The following is a 19,675-nucleotide window of genomic DNA, read 5'->3' on the forward strand; positions in this document are numbered from 1 at the left end:
CGACGAAACCTTGCTACAAGAGACATGACGGTACTTTTCCGCTGGTAGTGGAGCGGCTCCCAGCCGCTAAAAATCGGTTCTCAGAGGCAATCGACTTCGATAGATACCGAAACCGTGCGAAAAATATTCAGTGAAAAATCTGTTTAAAATCAACAGCGTAGATTTTTGACGGCCCCATGTCGGCTTATCATCATCTAAACTGAGGAAATTTCGAGCGAAATCAGCTACTTATGGTCCGTCCGAACAATCGAGTGGGAATGAGGGGGAGTACCGTGGCGGCGCCCATACCCCGTCGGGCCCACCCCAACCTTCGCGACTTTGTGGCCTTCAAATATTCGGCCGCGCGCTGCTCGAAGAAGTTAGCGCGCGACCAGTTCTCGGCGTCGATCACACGACCGTAGATTCGATTACTGCTCCTTCTTGAACAAATCCTGGAAGATGAGCTGGCCCCAAGTGCGGCCGCGTGCGTGCACCAGCGCGCCACCCTCGTTGAGCTTTCCCAGCTTGACGGGTGCGAACCCGAGTTGTTTGGCCAGGCCGCCACGGGAGCGATCGCGTCCTCGTCGTCGCTCGACAGAAAGACGACCCGGTGGCCGCCCTCGACGATCGGATCGGCAGCCAGGGTGGCCGCAACCAGGTGATTGAAACCTTTCACGAATTTGGCGCCGGTGAACGCCTTCGCGACGAAGGCGGAGGACGGGAGACCGTCCAGCTCTTCAGGCACTGGAAACACGTTCGTCGCGTCGATGACTGTCTTGCCTTCCCAGCTCGGCAGAGCCTTCGCAACTTCGCGATGCTCTCCGAACGGGACTGCCAAGATGATTGTGTCGGCCTCGAGTGCATCCCGCAGCGACTTGGCGACGACCCTGGGTCCAATCGCCCGAGCCTGCGGCGCCAACGCCTCGGGCGGCCGGCGGCTCGCGACGGCCACGTCGATGTTTTTACGGGCGAAGGCGCGGGCGAGGGCGTGGCCTATCTTACCGAATCCTACAATTGCGTAGCTCATAATGCTTCTCCGATCCGTGTTGGTATTGATTTCCCCGGCCTTCAACGGCGCTGGGTTATTCGTTCCGCTGTGTGGCGACCTTTGCGTGGTCGTTCCACCATGGACACGCTAGTTCCCGCCGGTCAGCCGCTTCCCGCGATCCGGCGCGATTTCAGATGGCCGAGAAGCCGCCATCGACAGACAACTCCACCCCATTCACGAAGCTCGAATCGTCGGAAGCAAGAAACAGCGCGGCCGTCGCAATTTCCTCAGGACGCCCCATCTTTCCCCGCGGGATCAGGGATTCGAACATCTGCTTCGCCTCCTCGGTGAGAACTTGGTCCTGCATCGGTGTGGCGATCGGCCCCGGGTGCAGCACGTTCACCCGGATATTCCTGCCCTTCAGTTCGTTGAGCCACCCGCGTGCGAATGCGTGCAACGCCGCCTTGCTCGCCGCATACACGCTGTAACCAGGAAAACCTTTCACCGAAGCAACTGACCCGGTCATGAAGATCGATCCGCCATCGTTGAACAGCGGCAACGCCTTTTGCACCGTGAACAGTGTGCCGCGCGTATTCAGGCCGAAGGTCGCATCGAAATGCTGCTCGGTAATCTCGCCCAGTGGGACGGCTTCGCCCGTGCCGGCGCTCGCGTACAGGACGTCGATCTTGCCCTTTTCCCGCTTGACTGTATCGAACAGGCGGTCGAGGTCGTCGAGATTGGCCGCGTCGCCGCGCACGCCGGTCACGTTCCGGCCGATCAGCTTGATCGCCTCGTCCAGCGCCTCCTGTCTCCGGCCCGTGATGAAAACATAGGCGCCTTCTTCAACGAACCGCTTGGCGCTCGCCAGCGCCATGCCGCTCGATCCACCCGTGATGACTGCAACCTTACCCTCAAGCTTTCCCATGACTTCTCCTTTCGTGGTGTCGGGACAGCATCTGCCTCCGAGAACCTCGAAATGGGTCCGCCGGCGTCAGCTGTTGAGTGCGGAAGCGCGCACATCGGTGGTGCGAAATCGATCCGGCTGGACGACTGACGCCAGCCGCGACGATCGGCGTCCGCCGTTCGGAATTGGGCCGTGCTTGTCGGCATTGGCTATGATCACCGCCCGTGCTACCCCACATTCGAGAGGATGTTCGATGGTGTTGGACCCAGGCTGGCAAACTCCGCGGTGCCGGATTGCACCATGATCGACTGGGATGACGTTCGCTACTTTCTTGCCGTCGCGCGCGGAGGCTCGGTGCGGGCCGCCGCCGAGCGCCTCGGTGTGAACCACTCGACCGTGCTGCGACGTGTCGCCCAGCTCGAGGAACGCCTCGGCGTGCACATGTTCGAAAAGCTGCCTTCGGGCTACCGCCTGACGGCTGCGGGCGAGGAGGTCCTCGAGTTCGCGGACCAGATGGAAGTGTCGTCGCACCTGCTGGAGACGCGCGTCTTCGGGCGCGACCAGAGCGTGCGCGGGCTTCTGCGGGTGACGCTGGCACCGCCCCTCGCGACACACCTGCTCATGCCGGACTTCGCCGATTTCGCGCGTCTGCATCCGGACATCGAGATGGAAATCTTGTCGTCCGGCGAGCTGGCAAATCTGACCAACCGAGAGGCCGACGTCGCGATCCGCGTCGTCTACGACCGCAAAACCCTGCCGCTCAATCTTCACGGCCTGAAGGGACCGGAACTGTTCGGCGGCATCTACATGTCCTGCGATCGACTAGCCGCGTGGCGTGCGGGCGCGCCTGATCCCATCCGGTGGATCGTCATAAGCATTCATGGAATTCCGGAATGGGCCAGCGAGGGTGAGGTTCGTACCACGGGGGTTCCCTTCAGGACCACGGACGCTGAGGCGCAGATCGTTGCCGTACGGCAAGGGCTCGGGATGACGACACTGCCGTGCTTCGTTGGCGATGCCGACCCCCTACTGGTGAGGGTGCCGGGTACCGACCTGCACATGTACGGAACGGTTTGGCTCCTCACACAGGGGGAGACACGCAAGACGAAGCGCGTGCGGCTCTTCACTGAGTTCGTATCCCGCAGGCTCGCCGCGTACGCGCCGCTTCTCGCGGGGCTGTCCATATCGCGCGACTGATGCGCGGCAGGTCGCCGGCGACGCTTGCCGTAATCCGGTCGGAAGCCGAGCTGCGATCGCTTGAAGCGGTGTCGTTCAATCCGCGAATGGCGCGCCGTATCGCAATCGGCGCGAGGGCCACACTACTGGCGGGCGACGGACTTCACCATCGCTGACGGTCTTTTAGGGCAGCTGGAGACGCCGCTCTTGCGGAGGACTCCGAGGAAAATCGACCACTCGATATCGATAGTCTGTAAAACCGAGCAAATCGCGGATCGCCGAAGTTCTCCTTTGAATTCAAGAGCGAGAATTTCTGACGGATCCAGGATACGGTTCTTCGTCGTCAGCGGAAAGATTTGCCTCGATGGATCAATGCGTTATGATGCTTCAGAACGAGTGGGAGTGAGGGATAAACGGCGGCAATAGCGTAGTCTCGGCGGCGAATTTCACCCTCGGGCAATTGTCGGTCTAGTTGGTTCTCACTCCACTGAACTGGCGTTCTCCTTTTCCGCCTCGCACGTCCGATCTGCGCCCATTTTCAGGATGATGTAAAGTCGCTTCAAAGGGCGATAGTGCTCTGGCGTAGAATAGCGCGCACAAAGGCGGGTCTGCTAGCGCCAGTTCCCGGACGTACTCCAGCTTGTCTCAAATCGCTAATACCTATTTAGGAGTCCACAAACGCACCGGTAGCTGCCATTTATAGACATCCTGTCTCACTGGTGGAACATATGGACCTGCTCGCCTTAGCCGACTTCAATCTGGTTGCACGTCATGGTGGGTTCGGGCGAGCCGCGCGCGCCACAGGGCGCCCCAAGGCGACGCTCTCCCGGCGCGTTGCCGAACTGGAGAATAGCCTAGGCCTACGCTTGTTCGCGCGCGGAGCGCGTGCGCTGAAGCTCACTCAGGAGGGAAAGGCCCTGCATGAGCGAACCAGTCGCTTGCTGACGGAAGTGGAGGAGACGGCCGCAGCGATTGCGTCGGGAGACCGAGAACCGCGTGGAAATTTGCGGATCAGTGCGCCATTGCTCTTCTCTCAACTTGCGATGGGTAAGCTGGCGGCAGGCTTCTCGCTCAAATATCCCGACGTTATCCTTGAAGTCACGACCGAAGACCGCGCAGTCGACATGGTCGAAGAAGGGTATGACTTGGCCATTCGCGTCAATCCGCGTTCCGATGAAAGCTTGGTGGGACGGGTCTTCATGCGTGATCGGCTTGTGATCGTGGCGAGCCCGCAAGTGGCGAGACCGCAAGACGGAGACGCCGTTCCGGCTGTCGTTCATGGCTCGGACAGAGGACTTTCGTCGTGGAACATCAAACCGGACACGGGGCCGACGACGATCGCGTTCACCCCGGTGCTCAGCCTGTCGTCGCTCATCATGGTTCGCGATGCGGTCGTCATGGGTGCGGGTGCGGCACGGTTGCCGGTATCGCTCGTGAGTCATGATCTGACCGCCGGCACGTTGGTGCATTGGGCGGACGTGGATGCCCCAGATACTGCCTTGTGGACGCTCTACCCGTCGCGGCGCCTGTTGAACGCCCGCGTTTCCGCCTTTCTCGACCATCTGAGGGAAGCGTTTCCCAAAGGCACTCCCGACGAATTGGCAGCGTTTCATTCGGATTTGAAGCCGCCACAGTTACCTTACTGTCGGCCAACGCCGTCAGCCATGTCGCAGGGCCAGCTTGATCCAATGACGCAAGCGACGACCGCCCGATGATGGCTGCTACAGTCCGATGAACTACAGCAGCAACGCATCAGTCGCCAAGCCGCGGATAGTCCGTGTAGCCGGCCGCGCCACCGCCATAAAAGGTGGCCGGATTGGACTCGTTGAAGGGCGCGCCCAACCGCAGACGCTCGACGAAGTCGGGATTGGCCAAAGCCCAACGGCCGATCGAGGTCATGTCTGCCTGGCCCGAGACGATGTCCTGGTCCAGGGCTTCGCGCGTGCGCCCGAGCCGCAGCACCATCAGGGTCGTGGGCCACGCATGGCGGATGTCGGCGAGGAGCTCGTCGCCCCCGCCATACATCAGGTGGAGATAGGCCAGCTTCAGCGGTGCCAGCGCGGCGACCAGTTCGCGATAGAGCGCAGGACTCTCCGGACCTTCATCAAGCCCGCCCAAAGGCAGGCCTGGCGAAAGGCGGATAGCGGTGCGATTGGCGCCGATCTCATCGGCGACAGCCTGCGCCACTTCGACGGCGAACCGGATGCGGTTGGCGATTGGCCCGCCATAGGCGTCGGTCCGGTGATTGGCGTTCGGCGCAAAGAACTGATGGATGATATAGCCGTTGGCGCCGTGAATCTCGACGCCGTCGGCGCCGGCATCGATAGCCAGCCGCGCGGCCCGCCGGAAATCCTGCACCGTGGCGGCGACTTCCTCGGTCGTCAGCGCGCGCGGCTCGGGGATGGGCTGCATGCCGCTCGCAGTGAACATCTGCTCACCGGGCGCGACGGCCGACGGGGCGACGGGCTGACGGTGATGCGGCGTGTTGTCCGGGTGCGACATGCGGCCGACATGCATGAGCTGCAGGAAGATCTTCGCGCCTTTTGCATGAACCGCATCGGTGACCTTGCGCCAGCCAGCGACATGTTCGGGCGCGTGGATCCCCGGCGTCGCGAAATAGCCCTGGCCATCGGCCGAGGGTTGCACACCCTCGGTTATCAGCAGGCCCAGCGAGGCGCGCTGGGCGTAGTATTCAGCGGCGTGCTCGCCCGGTACGCCGTTGAACTCGGCACGGCTGCGGGTCATCGGGGCCAGGGCCAGGCGATGGGGTAGGTCCATCCGGCCCACGCCGACCGGATTCCAAATCGTCGTCATGATGAAATCCTTGAAGTTAGAAACGAGGTGATCAGCGGGTGAGGTCGGCGACGATCTTGCCCGGCGCGTGGCCGGTGCGATTGCGCTCGATTGCGGAAGCCAAATCATCGAAACCCACCACGTCGCCGATCGTCGATGTCAGAGTGCCCGCAGCGACCTGCTGGACGATCGCGGCCAGACGCGCGGTGTCGGGCTTGTTCGATAAAAAGACGCCGCGGCGGCCTGGCGGCGTACGCGATGCGAGGTCTGTAGCGGCGATGCTTACGAGAAGGCCATCGGGCGACAGGAGTGCCCAGGAGCGGTCCACGACCTCACCGCCGATGAGGTCGACGACGAAATCGATGTCGCGCGCAAGCAGCTCGAAGTTCTGCTGCCGATAGTCGATCACTTCGTCCGCGCCGAGGGCCAGGACATGCGGCAGGCTCATGGTCGAGGCCGTGGCATAGACGGTCGCTCCGGCCGCCTTGGCGAACTGGACGGCAAAGCCGCCCACGCCGCCGGCTGCGCCATGGATCAGCACCCGCCGTCCGGAGAGGTCGAAATCCGCGGCCTGAATGACATGCCAGGCTGTCATCGCCGCGACCGGAATGGCCGCCGCCTCCACGTCCGACAGGGCTGACGGAGTCAGGACGAGCTTCTCGGCGTTGATGACAAGATGGTCGGCGTAGGCTCCGACGCCACCGAGGGCAGCCATAACCCGATCCCCGGGCTTCACGCCTGTGACGCCGGGGCCGGTCCGAAGCACGACGCCGGCCATTTCGATGCCAAGCGTCGCGGGCAGGGTCAGCTTGAAGCGCTCGCGGAGGTAGCCTTCACGGATTTTCCAGTCGATGCCGTTTACCGCGGCGGCCTTGACCGACACCAAGACCTCGCCCGGACCCGGCTCGGGCGCGGATACGCTATCGACTGTCAGGGATTCGGGGCCGCCATAGGCTTGAAGACGTAAGGCTCGCCCGCGCGCAAGCGGTTCGGAATTGGAATCGGCCCGGTTGAGGTCAGCGGATTGTGTCATGTGGTTCTCCTTCTTGGCGGAAGGTAAGCGTTCGAAATCCGCGCCATAAGTCATCGAAATTAGACAGTCTGTCTCGCTGGAGAGACACTTGATGGACCTTCCGGGTGTCTCTAATTTCGTATTTGTCGCCTCGTCCGTCCGGTCTTTTCGGCCAGTCGGAAAAGCGGTCGACCTACGGCGACCTTGTCGCGGCGCATAATCGGGCCTGGGCGTGGGACTATTCGAACGAGGTGACCGCACACTTAAGCTCACGGACGGCGGCCGGCGCTCTTTACCCGAACCGAAGGTTGGCTCGGCGAACTGCGTGAGGTCGAGGTGAGCTGCACGGGCGACTGCAGATCAGTGCACCAGTGCTCTTCTCTCACTTGGCTATGGGAAGTCTCCTTCTCATAGATCGTGCTGTCGGCGAGCGGGACGATCAGTCGGCGTTCATGCCGCTTGATCTTGCCCGTTCGCATAGGTTTCGAGGTGCTGAGGATGGGGTGCTGACGGTACTTTGGCAGCGTTTGCGGTTCGGATGTCAGACCTGGAATGGCGCGCTGAGGGCCAATAGTAGTCGATAGATGGCTTGCGGAGATCGCCGAAAATTCCTCAACGAAATCAGGATTGTAATTTTCTGACGGGTCCCCCGCCGGTAGTATTTGGACCGGAAAATAATTTTGTGAATGAATTCAATTTGTTGACCTGCCCCCGAACAATCGAGTGGGAGCGAGGGTTAGCGTAGTCTGGAGTGCTCCCGCGTAGTTTTTCGTAGAAAAACAAAGATTTGCGGTTCATCTCGTTCACTATCGTTCCTGCATCATCAACATCAACTGAAACTATCGACTACCTAAGTCACACATTTTTTGGCCCTGCGGAAAACCGCGTTGTGACCGGCAGGTGTCACAGTTTTTCTACTCCGTTGTGCTAGCTTTTTTTCTGCGCCGAATAGTGTGCGACTGCGCGACGGCCATTTTCAACTCGGGTGTGATCTCCAACGGTGCATTCTCTGCCCCATGTTGGTTCTGTAGCCCCTGGACCTGGACGGTCGGAAATGGGAGTTCGATGCCCTGCTCCTTGAAGACCTGGCGGAGGCGTACATAGAATTTGCGTTTCATACCGAAGGCGCCTCCCGGCTTGGTTGTGGCCTTGACCCTCAATACGATGCCGTATTCGCCGAACTCCTGTACGCCCTGCATCTTGATCGGGTCGAGCACCCAGTGTTTGAACTCGGGATCTTCCGCCAGTTCGAGGCCGATCCGCTTGATCAGCTTGCGAGCGAAGTCGATATCGGTGTCATAACCAACGGTGATGTTGAATTTGTCGATAACCCAGTCACGGCTCTGGTTCTGGACTGCCCCGAGTTCACCGAAAGGTATCGTGAACAGCGGACCACGATGGTGGCGCAGCTTCACCGAGCGCAGCGAAAAGCTTTCCACAGTACCCTTGTAATTGCCCGATGAAATGTATTCGCCAACACGGAACGCATCATCGAGCAGAAAAAACACGCCTGAAATGACGTCCTTGACGATGGTTTGTGCCCCAAAGCCCACGGCGACGCCGACGACGCCAGCGCCGGCGATCAATGGGCCGATCTGGATACCCAGCGAGGCGAGCATCATAAGCACCGCCATCACGATGATCGATGCGAGCAGAATGTTCTGGAGGATCGGCAAGAGCGTGTGCAGCCGCGCCTGCTGCGGATCGAGGATCGGGACGTCCTCGTCGCTGATCACAGGGTGCGGTGTTTCGATGCCCAGCTTTCGTTCGATCAAAGCTTTGATGATCGACCAGCCGAAGTCGGCGGCGAGGGCAATGACCACGACATTGATCAAGCCGCGCAATATGAACGTCGTCGTCGTATCGCTGTCCCGCATGGATTGCATGTCCAGACCCCAGACACGTGCGAGAAGGTAAGCCGCCGCCAGGATGAAAATCATTCGGATTCCGCGATCGATGACAGCGATCGTCACCGCCGGGATCGTGGGCCGGCCGACATCTTCCGAACCTGGCCGCAGAACGAAATTAACCCCGCGCTGCGTCACCACGATTGCCAAAGGCAGGAAGAATGCGGCGAAGGTGAACCAGAAGTATATATAAAGGCCGGCGATACGCTGCAGGAACAGGACGACGAAATAAGCAGTCAATATCCATGTCGCTTCCGTGTGACCGATGTGGCGCGCACCGTCTCGCTGCGTTCTTGGCCGACGCCAAATGGCGAGCAGCAGGAGCAACAGCAGCACGAAATCGGCGCCCAGTGACAGGACCATCATTCCGTCCTGATCGATGCCGAGACCTGGCAAGAGGATAAACGCGGCGCCGAAGAAGGCGAAGACGCCGACGATCCGGGGTAGCCAATAGGACCAATGGTCAGCCGCTTCGTTGGTGATCGGCAAAGCACGAACCTCGACGGCGTTCTCGACGTTCATGAAGGAAGGGACGAGCATGGCCATGACGTACATGCGCACACCCCATGTAACGACTGCCGCCATCAGAAATGTCAGTACAATCTCGCGGATAAGCATCGGCCAGTCGAACAACATGAACGCGCCGGCGCTGCCCAGTGCGAAAGAGACTATCAGCATGCTGGAATAAAGCAGGCGGCCACCAATTTTCTTGGCTCGCCCAACAGGCGTATCCTTCGGTTGCGCGATAATCCAAAGACGAAATGGACGGGTGAGCTTGAACGTTGCCCAAGTGAGTGCCAGGCCGGCAGCGATGAACATTGCAATCAGCACAAATACGCCGGCAGGCCCCTTGCTGGACATATCCTCCATCGTCTCTGCCCGAACGCGCGCGAACTGGCCTGGCAGCAAGGGCAAAGTTCGCACGATTCTTTCGATATGATGCCTGATCCCATCGAGCGTCGAGGATGCCATCGTATTCATCTGGCCTGGTGCGGCCACGGCGCCGGACGATGCGTCGGTCGGCGAAACCCCTCTCTCGGCGGGCGCTCCCGTTGACCCGGCGTCCTGATTTCGCTGTTCGGCCACCCAGGCCTTCACTGACGGATCGTCGAGAAGCTCGAACAGCTGTTTGACCCTTTCAGGCGGGACGGTCGCTGGCGCCTGCGCCTGCGCCTGACCAGCCAACAAAAGGGCGATCCCAAAGACGAGCGGCCTGGCAATCAGGGCAAACATCGCAGTCAGGTCTCCGAGACGCCGTGCCGGGCGCGCCAGGTTCGTGGCTCCCAATCGTCGAGTCATGAGTGGCATCGTGCTGTTAACCTTCCGGTCAGATCGGCGAGCAACGACATCTATGTCCGTTGTTGCCCTACCTTGAAGAAACCGATGTTGCGGTGCAAGACGTCATCGTTCCGAGCCAGACCGTTGCGCCGGGTACTTGGCGGTGTTTATTTAGCCGCGGGGGCAGGGCATTCCGACCTCGGCCCAGGCCTCCGGCCGTTCTATGAACTGGGCATCGACGTTAAATCTCAGGAACTGATTTCCTGAGTTGACCAGGACAGACCTTTGGCGGTCGCTCGGTGGTCAACTGCTTCGCGCACCGCTGCGGACATTCGAAACCATGATGTTGCTTGAGATGCAATGCGCTTCCGGGTCGGCACTGCCATGCGGCAAATCAGGCCGGGAGCCGCCACATTCGCACACGACCTGTACCACGCAATTCCGTTTCCTCGAGTGGGTCGCAAGCAAAATTTGGTCCAAGCAGTTGATGAGTTGCATCCGAAATACGGATTTCATCGGGCTCCGCGGACGTTTGGATACGTGCGGCGAGATTAACGGTGTCGCCCCATAGGTCATAGGCAAACCGCCTTTTGCCTATGACGCCCGCCACGATTGGTCCTGAGTGAATTCCAATTCTGAGTCTTATCGGTTCTCCTGCGAAGCGTTCGCGCTTAACCGCCTTCCGCAGTTCAAGTGCATAGTGCGCAAGGGCTTCCGCATGATCGGATCGCGCAGCGGGCAGGCCAGCGACCACCATCACACAATCGCCGATTGTCTTGATCTTTTCGCAGCCGTATCGCTCCGAGAGCAGATCCGCCGCCTTGAAGAAGTAATTTAAAATAGCGAGCGTCGTCACGGCTCCGACGCTCCGCGCTCTTTCCGTAAAACCGACGATGTCGGCAAAAAGCACACTCACCTCCGCGTGGTTGTCTGCAATTTGTTCGTGCGCTTTTAGCCGCTCCGCGATCGACGCCGGAAGAATGTTGAGGAGTAGGGCTTCGGCGCGCTGGTATTCACGCGACAATCCCTCTTGGCTCGCCCTCAACGCCTCGTTTGTCGATTGTAATTTCTCGTTGAGTTGACGCTCCCTCTCTTGCAGGAGCGTCATTTCATAAGCCTTCTGTTGAAGCCGCTGCCTATTGTCGCGTTCGGCAGTGGCGTCAAGAAAGAGCAGCCACACGCAGGCATTGTCAGCAAAAAGATGGAGGTCCGCGACACGCCCGCTGGGCAGTTCGACCATGGCCATATCATATGGAAGCTCCGGGCAGGGCAACAAACCTTCCATGAATTCAAGCTGCTCGGCAACAGGCTTACCTATGCGAACTGACGAGAGTCCGTAATGTTTAACGTTACCGCCCTTCGCAGCTATGCAAAGCTGGGCGTCGATTTTCAGATATGCGACCGAGCGCTCGTTGTAGAAGAAATCGTAAATCCAGCTTCTAACTTCTCTTGGCAAGACATGCATGGTTTATTTGCTGACCATCGAAGCAAGTTGACGAAACGCATCATCAACATGTTCACCCGAAAGCGCACTTGTTAGATAGATTTGCCATCCAAGTTGCCTCAGTTCGTCAATTTCACCATCTGATATTGCCCACCGATCGGCCAGATCGGATTTGTTGAACAGCAATACAAACGGCATAGCGCCGAATTCAGCCTCGGCCCGCTCGCGCAACGTGAGCGCCACGGCAAGAGTAGCAGCGCGTGTTCCATCGACGACAAGCACGAGCCCACTCGCACCTCGCACATAGCTGACGCGGAATGAGCCGATATCGTCTTCGCCGGCCAAATCCCACAAAATCAGATCCACGGTTTTGTCCGGGAATGCGACACTCTTCTTGTCGATTTTCACTCCCACCGTGGTCAAGTAGGTTTCTGAAAAGATGCTTTGCACAAACCTGCGAACCAGACTCGTCTTTCCGACAGCGAACCCGCCCAACATGCAGATCTTCTTTTGCAATATCCTGGGCTCCGCCTAGTGGAAGTTTACCGTAACCGAAACTCTGCGGTTGGCGGAGTTCCCGGTTCGGCTATTTTCAATCTCCGCTGGCTCAAAGGTGCCCGCGCCGCGAACCAAGAGCAACTCCGGATCGACGCCGCGCTTCTTGAGAAGCGCACGAACTGTTTCCGCGCGCGCGGCGCTGATCGACAACTTGGCCGTTTCACGGCCCGTCTCGTCCGAATGGCCGGTCAACATGAACTGTGCTGTTACGCCTGCCTTGCGGGCGTCCTTGGCCAATTCCTTCAACTGATTCGCCAATTTGTGGAGAACCGGCAGTTGCTCTGGTCCCGGTACAGCCTTGCCAGAATCGAAGAAAATGTTGACCGCTTGAATAGCCTCCCTCAAATGAGTGAGTTGCGGAGGGGTCAACTCACGCAGCTCGGAGAGTTCTAGAGAGAGTCCGTCCGCGGACAGCTGTTGGGCGGCGACCCGCGCCCGATCTATCCAGGCGGCAGGAGCTTCACCCTGGGCAACGATGCGATCCTTGATGATCGAAAGCCGTACTGAATCCGGCGGAGTCAGCGACGCCATCAGCCGCTTCACCACGAACTTCGGATCAAGGCTTTGATAGAATTGCCACTGTGAATGAACGCGAGCAGGATCGACCCCTGTTCCGGACAGCAGAGCCTTCGGGTCGGCGGCCTGCGGGTCTCTCAGGCCGGAAATATAGAAATGTCCGCCCCTCGCCGTTTGTTGGGCGACGATGATTCCCGCTTGGGCCTCCAGTCGCGACACATAAGTCTGCCAGTGCTCCGCCGCGCGTGCTTCGGGGCTCACATCACGAACCTTGGAGATGTCGAATTCCGGTCCGCCTGCCGAAAGCTGTCGGGCCGCTGCGCGTGCGCGATCTATCCAGGTGTCGGGAGCCTCACCCTCGGCAACGATGCGATCATTGACGATCGAAAGCCGAACCGATTTCGGCGGGGTCAGCGACACCATCAGCCGCTTCAGGACGAACTTCGGATCAAGACTCTGATAGAATTGCCACTGCGAATGAACGCGGGCGGGATCTACCTCCGTTCCGGACAGCAGAGCCTGCGGGTCGGCGGCAAGCGGGTCTCTCAGGCCGGAAATATAGAAATGTCCGCCCCTCGCCGTTTGTTGGGCGATGATGATTCCCGGTTGGGCCTCCAGTCGCGACACATAGGCCTGCCAGTGCTCCACCGCGCGTGTTTCGGGGCTCACATCACGAACCCTGGAGATATCGAATTCCGGTCCGCCTGCCGAAAGTTGTTGGGCCGCTGCGCGCGCCCGATCTATCCAGGTGTCGGGAGCCTCCCCCTCGGCAACGATGCGATCATTGACGATTGAAAGTCGTACTGAATCCGGCGGAACCAGCGACGCCGTTAGCCGCTTTAACACGAACTCCGGATCAAGACTCTGATAGAATTGCCAGCGTGAATGAACGCGGGCGGGATCGACCTGCGTTCCGGCCAACAGCGACTGCGGGTCGGCGGCAAGCGGGTCTCTCAGACCGGCAATATAGAATTGGCCATCGCGCACCTTTTGTTCGGCAACGATGATGCCCGGCTGGGTCCCCAGTCGCGACACATACGCCTGCCAGCGCTGCCCGGATTGCCAGGAAAGAAAGAACCAACCGCCTGCGGGAATCAAAACCAGCAGGACTGCAGCCACTACCAGCCACGGAAATCCCTGGTTTGATTCCTCCTGCTTCAGTTCAACGCAGGTCTGCAACTGCGTCTCTACGCCGGCCAACTGCGAACTGTCGCCGTCAAACTGCTCTAGAGCCTGTGAGCATTCATCATGGATGCGAAGCAATACATCGCGAATTATTTCATGTAATTCCTCTGGCGGATTTCCCCGGATCACCGCAACCAAGGTCGCAAACGGTCCAACTTCTGACCAGAGACGAAGTTCCCCAAAACGGATAGTGTCCAGACTGCTCTGTTCTTTCTCGTTAAATGAGTCTTTCACAAAATCCTGAATTGCACTAAGCATAGAAGAAATGAGTTGAGGATCTTCGCTAGTTGCATTATCGGCAGTTACATGCGCTATCAAAAGCCCGGAATTCCGATTGATGAGAAAGACATGTTCCACACGATAGACAAGAGAATGCTTAAGAACAACTTCCGAGAAACTTGCCCCCGTTCTCCAAGCTTCAAATCTCCACTTTAGCCCATGCCAGGTAAATATATGTCTTAAAGTTTCATTCAGCGATTGAAAGGTTTGGTCGATCTTTTCGCCGATCGACTTGCGAATAGCCGGCAGAAACACCGGGTACAATATATCCGTAAGCGTACGCGGGCTCTTCTGGATGGACCGTTGCACGGCCCTCTCGACAGCTGGCGCAAGGGCCTCTCCGAGTTGCGCATGAGGCGCACGTGCGGCTGCACTGGGGAGAACACCCCCAACTGCAGCCGCAAGCTGCTCAGGTTCGTCGAGCAGGTGCGTAATTCGTGAAAGCTCCGAAATTTCGCGGCCGACCAGCAACTGGCGCAGCGTTTCCATGCGAGGATCGACGGTTGGAACTCCGTCGAAACGCGCTCGATAGTCCGGATCAACGTTCCGGGCAATTTCGATCAATAGACTGGCCAGAGCCTCGCGATCAATCTCTGTATCGTTCGAAGCTGCTCTTTGAGGAAGGCTGATTGGGTCGACGGTCGACGTCAAGTTCCGATCAACTCACTTTCCAGGTACGCTCCGAGTTGCTCTTGCTGCCGGCGGGATCCTGATTTAGACATTTTGCAACCTCGACAAACAGGCCAGCCAAAAGATTTCGGTCGGTCTTGACATTGCCGAGATCGGAAAACATTTTCTCCATCAGCATCTGAATGCTTTCATTCTTTTGCTTGATTTCCTCACGCAGCAAATGATCGTTTCGATTTATCCGGTCCGCAACTTCCCGCTCAAGCTCGCTCAACTGATCCGACAACGCGCGCACCTGCTTTTCGAGCGCCTGATTTTGCTCGCGAAGATTCCGATCAATCTCCTTGTCGGCGTCGGCTCGCGCGTCTTTTTCGTTCCGCAATTGCGCCGCAAGCGAGTCGACCTGCTTCTTTGCATTTGACTCGTACATTTCAAGATTGCGCTTGGCCTCGGATTCGACATCCTTGAAGCGCTGCAAGACCCGTTCTTCAAGCTTGGAAAAGCGGCGGTCATAGTCCTGCATCTGGTTGCCGAACAGCAGATCACGTATCTTGTCGACACCTACAGCGTCGCCGGGGGTCCCGCTCTCGCGAGCCTGGCCCGCCATGAAGGTCAGCCCGCTTCCGTCTGCATTACTTATCAGATTTGCGTCCGCTTTATTTGCCGAAGAAGCGGTACTCGAAGATTCCTTGGCCATCCCATGCCCCTTCTTTGAACATTGTCACAGAGCTAATTTAGCAACTGATAAACTTGCCAGTAAAATTGTCGACCCGCAAGCCGGAATCTTCTCGGCTTAAGTCGGTTCGTACGTCCCCATTCGGGTAGATTTCGACATGCGGCTCGATCCGGATCAGCTTGCGCTCGCGTCTTCGCCCGCGATCATCTTTTTGCAGATGAAATGCGAGAGCGGAGATGCCCTGGCGCATCGACCTCAGCTCCAAGCCGTCGGGCATGCGCGCTGCCATTCAGCCTGTGTTCAAGTCTTTTTTGCCCGCCTCTAATTCGCCCTTATCTTGACAGGGCAGTGCTGCCAGCCGATGCCGTCATCCGGTTTTGACATTTGCCAACTCTTGCCGAAGAAAACGAAAGCTCGATGATCCAGGATGCTACTGCAAGGCGGTGTGGTACCGATGCTCAATGCCGAGCAAACCGTCGGCGCAATGCTTGCCGGCATCCGCCGGCAGACCTACCAGATACTGGATATAGTGGTGATGGACGATGGGTCGACGGACTGATCGGCGTCGATTGTGACGGCCTACGCCGAGAAAGATCAACACATCTTGTTCTACCTCGAGCCAGGCGCGGGTAAGACGGCGTGGCGCATGATCCCTTGGTTTCAATCGTGGTTCCTGCGCACAACGCGGAGGTAACGCTGGCGCGCTCACTCGATTGCCTTCTCGATCAGGAAATAGTGGATTGGGAGGCGATCATCGTCGACGACGCCTCCACGGACCGCACCCCTGCGATCATCGCCGGTTATGTAGAGCACGATGCCCGATTTCGGATGTTGAGCTCTTGCGCGTATAGCGCCGCCGGCGCGCGCAATAGCGGGATGTCGAAAGCGCGCGGCCACTGGCTCATGTTTCTGGATGCGGATGATTGGGTGGATGCCAGCTTCCTTGCGAAAATGCTGGCCGCACTTGAAGCCGCGCCCGATGCGGTCGCCGCCTATTGCGGTTCCCGGCGCGTGATGCCCGATGGCGAACTCACCCCGTCGAGCATCGCGACGGAGGTTGCGATCCAGCCCTTCGAAACATTCGCGCGCCGGTGCGCAATCCGCACTCACGCGCTGCTCGTCGACCGGAAGACAATTGTCGAGTTGGGCGGCTTCGATGTGTCGCTGCGCACCTGCGAGGACTGGGATCTGTGGCAGCGCCTCGCACGTCTAGGCAAACATTGGGTGATGGTCGACGAGCCGCTCGCTTTCTATCGGGTCAGCCCCGACTCGCTCACCCGCAATTCGACGCAGATGCTGGCAGATGCGGAAATTGTGATCGCCCGCGGCTTTTCTGCTGATCCCAGGGTCAAACACCCAGCATCGGCTCACGCCAATGGAGCGATCGAGGCGAACGGTCGCACCGCTTCCGAAGCACTCGCGTGGTTCGCGTTGTGGAACGCCGCGTCGGATTGCGGCTGCGGCTCGCGCTCGATCAACCCGCAGTCTCTGCGCGCGCTCCCGGCAGGACGTAAATGGGCGCGTGAGATCGCCAAGGTGGCCTTCGATGGCCTTATGGTAGGAAGCCTATCGGTGCCAGCGCAATTGGCTGCCAGGTGGGACAGGTTCGGCGGCTCCCTCACCGAGTTGATCATCGAACTCGGCAAGGTCTGGAATAATCCCGACGCGGCTCGCCGCGTGCAGTATCACTTTGAGCAAATGCTGCTCGATGTCGACGATCTTGCCGCGCCGCGCAGGCTGGCGCGGACACTTGGAATTCGTGTCGACGCGCGAAATCCGGCCTCGATCGAAGTGCCGGAAGGAATCGATCAAATCTATGCCCATCTGATGATGGATGGCCAGATCGAAGCTCTCGTGCAGTTCGGCGTACTCGGGAAAGTGACAAAGCGTCATTGGATTGAATTGATCCTGAATTTCGTGCCCCCTGAGCGGCTTATACGCAATCTCTCCGGCCATAAACGCATGGCGTCCCGCTTCTGGAAGAGTGCCGCGCGGCTTGCGGGGCGATCGCCTGTATATGCACCGCAAAAGGGCGCCGGTGCCGACAAATCAAACATGTTTGCAGCCGAGGCATTGCTGTCCATAGCGGGACGCCGGTCTGATCCGGACAGTCACTTCGGCAAACTCGCGCGATTGGCCGCGGAAGCGCGGCGGCTGGTTGGGTCGAGCGCCGAAGCGACAGAGCCTCTTGCAGCGCCGCGCCGTGCACCGGCCGCGGATGGGCACGACAATGATCGCACGTCGTACTGGAATCGCTATTTCGAGTCCGAGGATCCCTGGAACTACGGTTCGCCCTATGAGCAGGAAAAATATGAGCGGCAGCTCGAAATTCTGCCTGCCGGTCCCATCGGACGGGCGCTTGAGCTGGCCTGCGCGGAGGGCCACTTCACGCGGCAGCTGGCGCCGCGCGTGGGCCATTTGACCGCAACTGACATCTCCGCCGTAGCCGTCGGACGGGCGCGCGCGCGATGCAGCGATCAGCCGAATGTTGAGTTCGGCGTACTGGATTTTTCTGCGGACACGCTGCCGGGCGAGATGGATCTGATCGTCTGTTCGGAAGTGCTCTACTACCTGGACGATCTCACCGAGTTGCGGCGCATCGCCAAAAAACTCATTGAGGCGTTGGCGCCTGGCGGCAGTTTCATCAGCGCACACGCATTCGTGCTAGGTGACAATGTTGAAAGGACGGGCTTCGACTGGAACACATTCGGTGCACAAGTGATCTCAGAGACGCTGGCAACGACCGAAGGCCTCGTCTTGGAGCAATCGATCCAGACCGAGCTCTATCGCATAGACCGCTTCCGCCGCCTGTCACCAGGCGACGTGGCGACGGAACCGATGATTGATCATGTGCCAATCCGCGCGCCCGTCGAAATCGGGGTCGCGCGAAATATCGTCTGGGGCGGGGCGCGGGCCTTGCGACGCGACGTCGCGCGTAGCGAGCGGCGGCAGCGTATCCCTGTCCTCATGTATCACAGCGTCTCCGATGAAGGTCCGGCCGCGCTCGCCCGTTTTCGGCTCACGCCCGCCGCATTCGCCAGCCAGATGGCATGGCTGCGCGCCAATGGCTTTCACGCGATTAGGTCCGAGCAGCTGGAAGGGTTCATCGCCAACCGTCACCCTTTCGTTGGCCGCCCAGTGCTCATCACCTTCGATGACGGCTTCCAGAACTTTGCCGACCATGCCTGGCCGACCTTGCGCGCGAACGATCTGACCGCGGAAGTGTTCCTGGTGACGGACCTGGTGGGTGAAAGTGCACAGTGGGACGCCGACAGCGGTCCGCCAACGCAGCTTATGGACGCCAGGACGGTGCGACGCCTCGCCGCCGAAGGTGCGTTCTTCGGAAGCCATCTGGCGACGCATCGCGCGATCGATGGTCTGTCGAGCTCTGACTTGGCCGCCGAGCTCCTGCGCTCTCGTATGTTCATCGAACGGTGGACCGATCGGCCAACCACGGCGTTCGCGGCACCCTTCTCTGTCACCGACCGACGGCTTGGCAGGCTGGCCAAGGAGTGCGGCTATCGAATCGGCTTCGGCGGCAGACACGGGCCGGCGGACCTCGATTGCGATCCCATCGACCTTCCGCGCATCGAGATTCGCGGGGATCGCTCGCTCGATTACTTTGTTGCCCGTGTCGAGGCCGTGCTCGAATGAACGGTGAACTTGTCAGTGTCACAATGCGCAAGATACAATCGACGAGACGCTCCGCAGTGTGCGCGCTCAGTCCTATCGTGCGCTCAAGATTATTGTTGTTGCGATGGCTCACGCAACCAGACTGCCGCGGTTCCAGGGCGCGTCGCTCCCGCGATTACCCCATGTGGACGGCCCCGCTCCCGTTGACGGCATTCTGACGGTTGGAAGGGCGCTGTCGCAGCGACCCCACGATACAGGAGCCATCCACAGAGGACCTCGCTAGTCCAGAGGCGGCAGAAAGCATCGCCAGAACCGTACATTCTGGCTCGTCGAGGCCAATGTCTAGATTTGTAAACAAACTGGTTTTTTGTTCTCGCCCCGTTTACCTCGTTCGCAAGTCTATTGGGCCACTTGGGAGACGGCTGACATCAGCTCCTGCGGGTTTGGCGCTCCAAACATGTATCGCCCACCCTCTGGAACCTCCGTGAAGCTCCAGCGGACGATCCCCTGCCGGTCCAGCAGGAACTGACCTATCAGTTGTCCGTGTCCCGTTGCCATCATCTGCTCGTCGGCTTCGGTCAGTTCGTAATGGTCCCTCTTGTCGAGGATTTCGCTGGCCGCAAGAGGATCCATAGGACCGGGCAATTCGCTTGGTATGTCGACCCGCATATCCTTTACCGCTGCCATCGAGACCTTGTACGGCCAATTCGTCTCGTTTTC

At 59.3% G+C, this 19,675-nt stretch carries 13 protein-coding genes and 2 pseudogenes; 4 read left to right on the plus strand and 11 right to left on the minus strand.

Annotated elements, in window-relative coordinates; all coding sequences use genetic code 11:
* Positions 1 to 407 precede the first annotated feature (407 nt).
* A pseudogene (locus NKJ08_RS09905) lies at positions 408 to 1,006 on the minus strand (NADPH-dependent F420 reductase).
* A gap of 151 nt (positions 1,007 to 1,157) precedes the next feature.
* Positions 1,158 to 1,892 carry an SDR family NAD(P)-dependent oxidoreductase gene (locus NKJ08_RS09910; RefSeq protein WP_352526397.1) on the minus strand — a complete coding sequence of 245 codons (735 nt, stop codon included), beginning with the start codon at positions 1,890 to 1,892 and terminating at the stop codon, positions 1,158 to 1,160.
* 279 nt (positions 1,893 to 2,171) lie between these two features.
* Here NKJ08_RS09910 and NKJ08_RS09915 point away from each other — a divergent pair, with 279 nt between their 5' ends.
* Positions 2,172 to 3,068 carry a LysR family transcriptional regulator gene (locus NKJ08_RS09915; protein ID WP_352526398.1) on the plus strand — a complete coding sequence of 299 codons (897 nt, stop codon included), beginning with the start codon at positions 2,172 to 2,174 and terminating at the stop codon, positions 3,066 to 3,068.
* A gap of 707 nt (positions 3,069 to 3,775) precedes the next feature.
* Positions 3,776 to 4,762, plus strand: a complete 987-nt coding sequence (locus tag NKJ08_RS09920; protein ID WP_352526400.1) for a LysR family transcriptional regulator — start codon at positions 3,776 to 3,778, stop codon at positions 4,760 to 4,762.
* Between the two features lie 37 nt (positions 4,763 to 4,799).
* Here the strand turns inward: NKJ08_RS09920 and NKJ08_RS09925 are convergent, their stop codons facing one another.
* From NKJ08_RS09925 to NKJ08_RS09960, 8 genes are all read right to left on the minus strand, one after another.
* Positions 4,800 to 5,861 (minus strand): alkene reductase, encoded by a 1,062-nt coding sequence (locus tag NKJ08_RS09925; protein WP_352777803.1) that lies wholly within the window; start codon positions 5,859 to 5,861, stop codon positions 4,800 to 4,802.
* 31 nt (positions 5,862 to 5,892) lie between these two features.
* Positions 5,893 to 6,927, minus strand: a complete 1,035-nt coding sequence (locus tag NKJ08_RS09930; RefSeq protein WP_352526401.1) for an NADP-dependent oxidoreductase — start codon at positions 6,925 to 6,927, stop codon at positions 5,893 to 5,895.
* Positions 6,928 to 7,766: 839 nt separating this feature from the next.
* Positions 7,767 to 9,992 (minus strand): mechanosensitive ion channel family protein, encoded by a 2,226-nt coding sequence (locus NKJ08_RS09935; RefSeq protein WP_352777799.1) that lies wholly within the window; start codon positions 9,990 to 9,992, stop codon positions 7,767 to 7,769.
* A 439-nt stretch (positions 9,993 to 10,431) separates the two neighbouring features.
* The gene (locus NKJ08_RS09940; RefSeq protein ID WP_352526403.1) at positions 10,432 to 11,502 is read right to left on the minus strand and encodes an adenylate/guanylate cyclase domain-containing protein; all 1,071 of its coding nucleotides are present in this window, start codon (positions 11,500 to 11,502) and stop codon (positions 10,432 to 10,434) included.
* 3 nt (positions 11,503 to 11,505) lie between these two features.
* Positions 11,506 to 11,997, minus strand: a complete 492-nt coding sequence (locus NKJ08_RS09945) for a Rab family GTPase (RefSeq protein ID WP_352526405.1) — start codon at positions 11,995 to 11,997, stop codon at positions 11,506 to 11,508.
* 15 nt (positions 11,998 to 12,012) lie between these two features.
* Positions 12,013 to 14,670 (minus strand): OmpA family protein, encoded by a 2,658-nt coding sequence (locus NKJ08_RS09950; RefSeq protein WP_352781684.1) that lies wholly within the window; start codon positions 14,668 to 14,670, stop codon positions 12,013 to 12,015.
* Positions 14,671 to 14,677: 7 nt separating this feature from the next.
* Complete coding sequence (locus NKJ08_RS09955) at positions 14,678 to 15,343, minus strand: DUF3450 domain-containing protein (RefSeq protein ID WP_352526408.1); 666 nt, start codon at positions 15,341 to 15,343, stop codon at positions 14,678 to 14,680.
* Positions 15,344 to 15,380: 37 nt separating this feature from the next.
* Positions 15,381 to 15,572, minus strand: a complete 192-nt coding sequence (locus NKJ08_RS09960) for a hypothetical protein (RefSeq protein WP_352526409.1) — start codon at positions 15,570 to 15,572, stop codon at positions 15,381 to 15,383.
* A gap of 177 nt (positions 15,573 to 15,749) precedes the next feature.
* Here NKJ08_RS09960 and NKJ08_RS09965 point away from each other — a divergent pair, with 177 nt between their 5' ends.
* Together NKJ08_RS09965 and NKJ08_RS09970 are read left to right on the plus strand one after the other, a co-directional pair.
* Complete coding sequence (locus NKJ08_RS09965; protein ID WP_352526410.1) at positions 15,750 to 15,881, plus strand: glycosyltransferase family A protein; 132 nt, start codon at positions 15,750 to 15,752, stop codon at positions 15,879 to 15,881.
* 80 nt (positions 15,882 to 15,961) lie between these two features.
* Entirely contained in the window at positions 15,962 to 18,976 is a 3,015-nt protein-coding gene (locus NKJ08_RS09970; RefSeq protein WP_352777789.1) for a glycosyltransferase, read from the plus strand.
* Between the two features lie 378 nt (positions 18,977 to 19,354).
* On the opposite strand, the pseudogene NKJ08_RS09975 reads toward NKJ08_RS09970, so the two are convergent.
* A pseudogene (locus NKJ08_RS09975) lies at positions 19,355 to 19,675 on the minus strand (AhpC/TSA family protein); the annotation flags it as partial.

Origin of the sequence: Mesorhizobium sp. M0244 (genome assembly GCF_040321795.1) — a bacterium.
Taxonomy (GTDB): Bacteria; Pseudomonadota; Alphaproteobacteria; order Rhizobiales; family Rhizobiaceae; genus Mesorhizobium.